Origin of the sequence: Phenylobacterium sp. (genome assembly GCF_036264965.1) — a bacterium.
Lineage (GTDB): Bacteria > Pseudomonadota > Alphaproteobacteria > Caulobacterales > Caulobacteraceae > Phenylobacterium.
The window spans coordinates 1-8,009 of sequence record NZ_DATAPY010000143.1; the positions used below are offsets into that span (position 1 = coordinate 1).

An 8,009-nucleotide genomic window follows, 5' to 3' on the forward strand; every position below is an offset into this window, starting at 1 on the left:
CAGGTGCAAACTCGAACCGTTCTGCGCTACACTCTGCCTGCATCGGGGAACACCTCTGTTGACGGTTAAGTCTTTGTCGCAGAAGTATTTTCCCAGATTCAGAGCCCCGATGCACCTATTTCCGTGAGATATCCGGGCTAGCGCCAAGCGCCCCGGCGGCGCCATATGGAGCGCATGACCGCGACCTTTCCCACCGCGCCCGATACGCACGCCCTGGAGCACGGGGCCGAGCTGGCGCCCCGCTTCGACGCCAACGGCCTGATCGCCGCGGTGGCGACCCATGCCGACACCGGCGAAGTCCTGATGTTCGCCTGGATGAACGCCGAGGCGCTCAGCCTCACGCTCTCCACCGGAGAAGCCCACTACTTCAGCCGTTCGCGAGGCGAGCTCTGGCATAAGGGCGCGACCAGCGGCCAGATCCAGAGCCTCGTCGAGGCGCGCATCGACTGCGACCAGGACTGCGTGTGGCTGAAGGTGCGGCCGCGGGGCGACGGCGGCGCCTGCCATACCGGCGCGCGGTCCTGCTTCTATCGAGTGATCGAGGACGGCAAGCTGAAGGACGCGCCATGACCGTCGTCCAGGCCCTGCTGGCCTTTTCCGCGGCTGCGGCGCTGCTGACGCTCACGCCGGGCCTGGACACCGCGCTGGTCCTGCGCACCGCTGCGGTCGAAGGGCCCAAGCGCGCGGGCCTCGCGGCGATCGGCATCGGCGCAGGCTGCCTGATCTGGGGCGCGGCGGCGGCGCTGGGCCTGGCCGCCCTGTTGCAGGCCTCGGCCATGGCCTTCAACATCCTGAAGTGGGCCGGCGCGGCCTATCTGGTCTGGCTCGGGATCGGCATGCTGCTGAAGCCCCGGAACAGCTTCGAGGTCGGCGCGGCGGAGGCCACGGGCGCCAGCGCCCTGGCCTGGCTGCGCAAGGGCTTCCTGACCAACCTATTGAACCCCAAGGTCGGCGTCTTCTACGTCTCGTTCCTGCCGCAGTTTCTGCCCAAGGGCGTGGCGCCGGCGCCCTTCATCTTCCTCCTGGCCAGTCTGCATGTGCTGATGGGTCTGGTCTGGTTCGCGGCCCTGATCGCCGCCACCCGCCCGATCGCCAGGGTGCTGAAACGGCCCGCCGTGGTCCGTTGGCTCGACCGGACGACGGGGCTCGTCTTCCTGGGCTTCGGCGCGAAGCTGGCGCTGGAACGCCGCTAGACCGGCTTCAGCGCCGAGACGCCGTTCGGGCCGGGCGTTGCGCGGTAGCTCGCGATGGGCCGGGTGGTGAAGGCCTTGTCCCTGATCGATGAGACCGCCACCAGCTCGCCCGTGGCGCTTGTGTGGGTCAGCGTCAGCAGCATGAAGCCCTTGGCCGTCTGGTTGTTGAACAAGACCTCGCGATTGTACTTGGCGAAGGCCTCGCCCAGCGGGACCTGCGGATAGGGTTCGCCAGGCCCCGGGCTGGTGATCCCTGCCGTGCCGAACTCGACGGCGACCCGTTTGCCGCCGGTCTCGGCGTCAAACAGCTCATTGGCCCAGAAGGCGTCGCTGTTGCCCGAGACCACGATGGCGTTGGCGCGCGCCTTCTCGATCAGCGCCAGGACCCGCTGCCGGTCGGCGGGATAGCCGTCCCACATGTCCGTGCTCCAGGGCAGGCCCAGCACGGCGTTGGCCTCGATCTTGGCCAGCCGGGCGGCGGCCGCGCGGGAGAGCTCGGCCCTTACCGCCGCATAGGCCGGCTCGGTCATGTAGCGATGAACAGGTGGGGTGAAGAGCCTGGCCATCACCACCTCGTTGCCGATCACCTGCCAGGGCCGCCCGGCCTGCACCGACTCCTCAAGGCCCTTGCCAAGCCAGGCTTCCTGACCCGGCGACATCATCTTGCGCCGGGGGTCCGCCAGGCGCCGCTTGAACGCCGCCACTTCGGGAAAGGTCGGGTCCTTGGGCATCTCGACGTCCGGGTAGAGCTGATGATCGCGCGCCGTCAGCCGGGTCTCCAGCATGAACAGACTCGCCACGTCGCCGAAGTCGAAGGACCGGTTGATGGAAAAGCCGCCGCCCGCCGGTTCGCGGATCGGCATCCATTCGTAGTAGGCCTTGATGGCCGCGGCCTTGCGGACGTTCCAGTCACCCTCGGAGGCCGGCTGGTGGTTTTCCGCCCCGCCCGACCAGGCGTCGTTGGCGGTCTCGTGATCGTCCCAGACCACGATCCAGGGCGCCCGCGCATGGGCCGCCTGCAGCTGCGGGTCGGTCTTGTACTGGGCGTGGCGACGCCGGTAGTCGGAGAGGCTGACGCACTCATGGGCGGGCTCGTGCGGCCGCTCGCCCGCCACCGGCGAATCCATCCCGTAGGACCCGGAGCCGCCGTACTCGTAGATGTAGTCGCCCAGGCAAACGACCGCGTCCACGCGCGGCAGCCGGGCGATGGCGCCGTAGGCGTTGAAATAGCCGTTGGGGAACAGGGCGCAGGCGCAGAAGGCCAGCACCGCGTCCTTGGTCGGGCCGTCGGCCAGCGTCTGCGTGCGGCCCACCGGCGAGCTCACCCCGCCGCACTCGAACTGGAAGCTGTAGGCCCGGCCCGGGTCCAGGTTGACCACGTCGACCTTGACCGTGAAGTCGCGGTCGGGGCCGGTCACCCCGCTGCCGTGTTTGCCGCCGCCTTTGCGGTCCAGCGGGTCCAGCCGCCAGCGGAACGCGACGTCGTCGGAACCTCTGGCTGTGATCCGCGTCCATAGGAGAACCCGGTCCTGCAGCGGATCGCCAGAGGCCACGCCGTGCTGGAAAGAGATGCGATCGCGCGCGAAGGCCTCGCGTCCGGGCGCCGCCACGCCCAGACCCAGCAAGGCCAGGGCTCTGCGCCTGTCGATCCGCATAACTCGTTCCCGCCCTCGCGCTTATCCGGCCGCGCACGTATCTAGACGCAGAATAACACAGGAGTACCCGCCATCGTGTCCAGCGAAGGCCTCGATCTGCCGTCCGCCCATCCGCCGGACGACGAGGAGGAGGTCTTCGGCCTACGCCTGCTGACTCTGACGCCGCAGGACGCCGGAAACCGCATCGACAAGACCCTGGCCGACCTGCTGCCGGAGATGTCGCGGGCCCGCGTCCAGGCGCTGATCGCCGAAGGCCGGGTCAGCCGCGACGGCGTCCCGATCCGCGATGCGTCGGGCAAGGCGGTCGCCGGCGACTATCGGCTGGAGATCCCGCCGCCGGTCGCCGCGGAACCCGCCGCCGAAGCCATCCCGCTGACCGTGCTCTACGAAGACGAGCACCTGATCGTGGTCGACAAGCCGCCCGGCATGGCGGTGCATCCGGCCCCCGGCAGCGAGAGCGGCACCCTGGTCAACGCCCTGCTGCACCATTGCGGGGACAGCCTCTCCGGCATTGGCGGCGTCGCCCGGCCGGGCATCGTCCACCGCATAGACAAGGACACCTCCGGCATCGTGGTCGCGGCCAAGACCGACGCGGCCCACCAGGGCTTGTCGGCCCTGTTCGCCGCCCACGACATCGAGCGGGTCTACATCGCCCTGACCCGCGGCGCGCCGCGAGACGTAAAGGGGACGGGCAAGGGAACCATCGAGGGCGCCATCGGCCGCTCCTCCGCCGACCGCAAGAAGATGGCCCTGGTGCGCTCGGGCGGCCGCCACGCCACCACCCACTACGCCGTGCAGCGCACCTACGGGCCGAAGGAGAGGCCGCTGGCCGCCCGCATCGCCTGCACGCTGGAGACCGGGCGCACCCATCAGATCCGCGTCCACCTGGCGTCGGTCGGCGCGCCGTGCCTGGGCGACCCGCTCTACGGCTCCGGCCCGCCGGCCAATGCGGTGCGCGCGGCGATCACCGAGGCCGGACTGACGCGCCAGGCGCTGCACGCCGCCGTGCTGGGCTTCCGCCATCCGGTCACCGGTGAGGTGCTGCGCTTCGAAAGTCCTTTGCCCCCTGACATGGCTGCGTTGCAGGAAGGGCTCGAAAACCTCTGATATTTCACCAGCGCAGGACTGGTTGGACGCGGGTAATCGCCACGCAACAATGGCGCCCTCTTTTGGCCGGGCTCAACGGCCACGTCTGATAGTCGAGAGCCCAAAGGGGGACGTCGGCAGGCCACGCGGCCAGCCCATGGATGGACGGCGCGTGAACCTGATTTCGAACCAACCTTCGCGGCGCAAGCGGCCTGCGAGCCTGCTTTGCGCCGGCGTCAGCACGGCGGCCCTGGCCTGCGCCGTTTCCGCCGCCGCCGCGCCGGCCGCGCCGGCGTCCAAGCCCGCCACCGTCTCCGAGGTGGTGGTCGAAGGCGCGGCCAAGGTCCAGCCCGGCGCCGTGGTCGGCGACATCAAGCCCGATCTGCAGCTGGCGCCGCAGGACATCCAGGCCTACGGCGTCTCGACCATCACCGAACTGCTCGACGAGCTGGCGCCGGAGATCGGCTCCAACTCCGGGCGCGGCGGCGAGGGCCCGGCGATCCTGGTCAACGGCCGGCGGATCAGCGGCATCAACGAGATCCGCAACCTGCCCACCGAGGCGATCCTGCGGGTCGACATCCTGCCGGAAGAGGCGGCGCTGAAGTACGGCTTCTCCGCCAACCAGCGGGTGGTCAACATCGTGCTGAAGGACCACGTCGACGTGGAGCTGGCCGACCTGCTGGGCGGCGCCTCGACCGAAGGCGGCGGCGCGGCGGGGCAGGCGGAGGCCGGGGTCACCCGCATCTCCGGCGAGCGGCGGCTGAACATCGACCTGAAGTATAATCCGCAGGCCGCGCTGACCGAGGCGCAGCGCGGGATCACGGCCCTCACCACGGGCCCGACCGTCGACCTGGCCGGCAATCCCGTCGACCAGCGGCCGTTCCGCACCCTGGTGGCGGAGAGCCAGAAGGTCTCGCTCAACGCGGTGCTGACCCAGCCGATCTTCGCCGGGATCAGCGCCACCATCAACGGCACCTTCGAGGACACCACGACCGACGCGCGGCGCGGCCTGCCGGCGTTCAGCTTCACCGATCCGTCGGGAAACCCGGTCGCGCGACTGGCGCCCAGTTTCGGCCCTCTGAACCAGACCGCCGACAGCTGGACGGGCCACCTGGGCGTCAGCTTCAACCGCGACATCTCCCAGTGGCGCCTGGCGCTGACCGGCAACTACGACCACGCCGACACCACCAACGACAACGACACAGGCCTGGATGCCACGGCGCTGCAGGCGGCGGTGTTCGCGGGCTCGGTCAGCGCCGCCGGGCCCTTCCCGGCCAACCTGCTGAAGCTGCGCGCCCAGGACACCAGCCATTCGAAGTCCGACACTGGCAATGTGCAATTCGTGGCGTCCGGGCCGATCTGGACCCTTCCCGCCGGCCAGATCCGCACCAGCTTCCGCGTCGGCGCGACGGGGTCGGACTTCTCCTCGCAGTCGGAGCGCACGGGCCTCAGCCAGTCGGCGACCTTCACCCAGGGCGGCGGCAACGTTCAGGCCAGCATCGACCTGCCGCTAACCAGCGCCAAGAACAAGGTCCTGCCGATGTTCGGCGACGTGACCGTCAACGCCCATGTGGCGGCCCAGACGGTCTCCGACTTCGGAACCCTGCAGACCTTCGGCTACGGCCTGCACTGGCAGCCGATCACCGGGCTCTCGCTCCTGGTCAACCACCTGCACGACGAGGCCGCGCCCAGTCAGCAGCAGACCAGCGGGCCGCTGCTGCTCACGCCCAACGTCCGGATCTTCGATTTCGCCACCGGCCAGACCGTCGACGTCACCCAGATCAGCGGCGGCAACCCGGCCCTGACCAAGGACAGCCGCGACCGGTTCTCCGTTCGGGTGACCTATCAGCCGTTCCAGGACAAGCAACTGATCTTCCGGGCCGACTACAACCAGATCCACTACAGGAACCCGATCACCACCTTCCCGGCCGCCTCGGCAGCGATCGAGGCGGCCTTCCCTGACCGCTTCATCCGCGACTCCGAAGGCGAGCTGACCGAGGTCGACTACCGGCCGGTGAACTTCGCCAGCCAGGAGGTGAGCTCGCTAAAGTGGGGCTTCGACTACTCCCGCCCGATCGGGCCGAAGACTGCGGCGCCGCCGCCGCCCCGAAACCAGATCTTCCAGCAGCTTCGCAAGGCCGGCGTCACCGGCGCCCTGGCGCGGCGGCCCGGCGGCGGACAACCCGGACCCGCGACCTCGCCGCCGGATAGCGCAACCCCACCCGGAGCGCCGGGCGCAGCGCCCGACGCCAACGGGGCGCCGCCGGCCGGCGGTCCGCCGCTGGGCGCCTTCGCGGGCCCCGGACCTGGCGGCCCGGGCGGTCCCGGTGGCGGCGGCGGCTTTGGCGGTGGACGCGGCGGCGGGGGCGGACCGGGCGGCGGACGCGGCGGCGGCGGCAGCCAGGACGGGCGCTTAAGGATCAGCGTTTTCCACACGGTCTATTTCGCCGACCGCTTCCTGGCGCGCTCGGGCGGCCCGTTGATCGACTTCCTGGACGGCGCCTCGCTGAACGGCGCCGGCGGCCAGGTGAAGAACGAGGTCCAGGCCCAGCTCAACATCGCCGAGCGTGGCTATGGCGCGGAGCTGAACGTCGACTGGAAGAGCGGCTCGACTGTCAAGGGCGCCGCCGGCGCCACCGGCGACCTCGACTTCTCCGGCCTGACCAAGGTCAACGCCCGCGTCTTCGCCGACCTCAACCAGCGCAAGACCCTGATCGAGCAGCAACCGTGGCTGAAGGGGGTTCGCATCTCCTTCGGCGTGGCCAATATCTTCGACCAGCGCATCTCGGTGCATGACGCCCAGGGCGTCACCCCGCTCAGCTTCCAGCCGGCCTATCTGGACCCGCTCGGCCGCACCTGGCGGATCGAGTTCCGCAAGCTGTTCTCCTGATCGGGGCCAGGGCCGGTTCGTGAGCTTTGCTGCACGCTATGTGAGAAACCATCGCCTTGAAGACGCCCATTTCGGGCGCTAGAAAGTCCCACTACAGCAGTCGGACATTACGGGTCGTCTCCCGGGTCTTCCGCAACCGCAACCTCGTACATATCTGTGAGGTTGAGAGGGGCGGATGGACCTTGCGCGCATGGCGCGCCGGCCCGGACCGTCCACGAGTTAAGGGGAAGAAAAACCATGGCCGCAAGCGCCCTGGCTGTGATGTCGCCCGATGGTGGCCTCAGCCGTTATCTGTCTGAAATCCGCAAATTCCCGATGCTGGCGAAGGACGAGGAATTCATGCTCGCCAAGCGTTGGCAGCAGCATGAAGACCCGGAAGCCGCCCATCGGCTGGTGACCAGCCACCTGCGCCTCGTGGCCAAGATCGCCATGGGCTACCGCGGTTACGGCCTGCCGATCGGCGAAGTGATCTCCGAAGGCAACGTCGGCCTGATGCAGGCGGTGAAGAAATTCGACCCGGACAAGGGCTTCCGCCTGGCGACCTACGCCATGTGGTGGATCCGCGCCTCGATCCAGGAATACATCCTGCGCTCGTGGTCGCTGGTGAAGATGGGCACCACCGCCGCGCAGAAGAAGCTGTTCTTCAACCTGCGCAAGGCCAAGAGCGAGATCTCGGCGCTGGAGGAAGGCGACATGCACCCCGACCAGGTGCATCAGATCGCGACCAAGCTCGGCGTGCTCGATTCCGAGGTGATTTCGATGAATCGCCGGCTGTCCGGACCAGACGCCTCGCTCAACGCGCCGCTGCGCTCGGACAGCGAGAACGAGTGGCAGGACTGGCTGGAGGACAAGGACGCCGTCAGCCAGGAAACCCAGCTGGCCGAGAGCGAGGAAAAGTCGATCCGCATGAGCCTGCTCGAGGAGGCGATGACGGAGCTCACCGACCGTGAGCGCCACATCCTGACCGAGCGGCGGCTGAAGGACGAACCCACCACGCTCGAGGAGCTCGCGTCGCAATACGGCGTCAGCCGCGAGCGTGTGCGCCAGATCGCCACCAAGCTCGGTGTGCTCGACGAAGAGGTGGTGTCGATGAACCGCCGCCTCTCCGGTCCCGACGCCTCCCTGAACGCGCCGCTGCGCGCCGACAGCGAGAACGAATGGCAGGACTGGCTCGCCGATGACGAC

At 69.0% G+C, this 8,009-nt stretch carries 6 protein-coding genes; 5 read left to right on the forward strand and 1 reads right to left on the reverse strand.

Translation table 11 applies throughout. The features are described from left to right. Nucleotides 1-174: 174 nt before the first annotated feature. The gene (hisI, locus tag VHS75_RS19070) at nucleotides 175-570 is read left to right on the forward strand and encodes a phosphoribosyl-AMP cyclohydrolase (protein ID WP_329640199.1); all 396 of its coding nucleotides are present in this window, start codon (nucleotides 175-177) and stop codon (nucleotides 568-570) included. Further along, nucleotides 567-1,193: a LysE family translocator gene (locus tag VHS75_RS19075; protein ID WP_329640200.1), complete on the forward strand. Its 627-nt coding sequence runs from the start codon at nucleotides 567-569 to the stop codon at nucleotides 1,191-1,193. The genes hisI and VHS75_RS19075 overlap by 4 nt, the downstream gene beginning before the upstream one ends. Here VHS75_RS19075 and VHS75_RS19080 read toward each other — a convergent pair. Then, nucleotides 1,190-2,848 (reverse strand): alkaline phosphatase D family protein, encoded by a 1,659-nt coding sequence (locus VHS75_RS19080; RefSeq protein ID WP_329640201.1) that lies wholly within the window; start codon nucleotides 2,846-2,848, stop codon nucleotides 1,190-1,192. The two genes, VHS75_RS19075 and VHS75_RS19080, sit on opposite strands and share 4 nt — an antisense overlap. Before the next feature lie 75 nt (nucleotides 2,849-2,923). Between VHS75_RS19080 and VHS75_RS19085 the strand changes: the two genes are divergently transcribed. The 3 genes from VHS75_RS19085 to rpoH form a co-directional block, all read left to right on the forward strand. Further along, on the forward strand, nucleotides 2,924-3,955 hold the full coding sequence (locus VHS75_RS19085) for an RluA family pseudouridine synthase (RefSeq protein ID WP_414694365.1): 1,032 nt from the start codon (nucleotides 2,924-2,926) through the stop codon (nucleotides 3,953-3,955). Between the two features lie 151 nt (nucleotides 3,956-4,106). Further along, on the forward strand, nucleotides 4,107-6,824 hold the full coding sequence (locus VHS75_RS19090; RefSeq protein WP_329640202.1) for a hypothetical protein: 2,718 nt from the start codon (nucleotides 4,107-4,109) through the stop codon (nucleotides 6,822-6,824). Nucleotides 6,825-7,061: 237 nt separating this feature from the next. Beyond that, on the forward strand, nucleotides 7,062-8,009 hold a 948-nt coding region (gene rpoH / locus VHS75_RS19095; protein WP_329640203.1), incomplete at its 3' end, for an RNA polymerase sigma factor RpoH.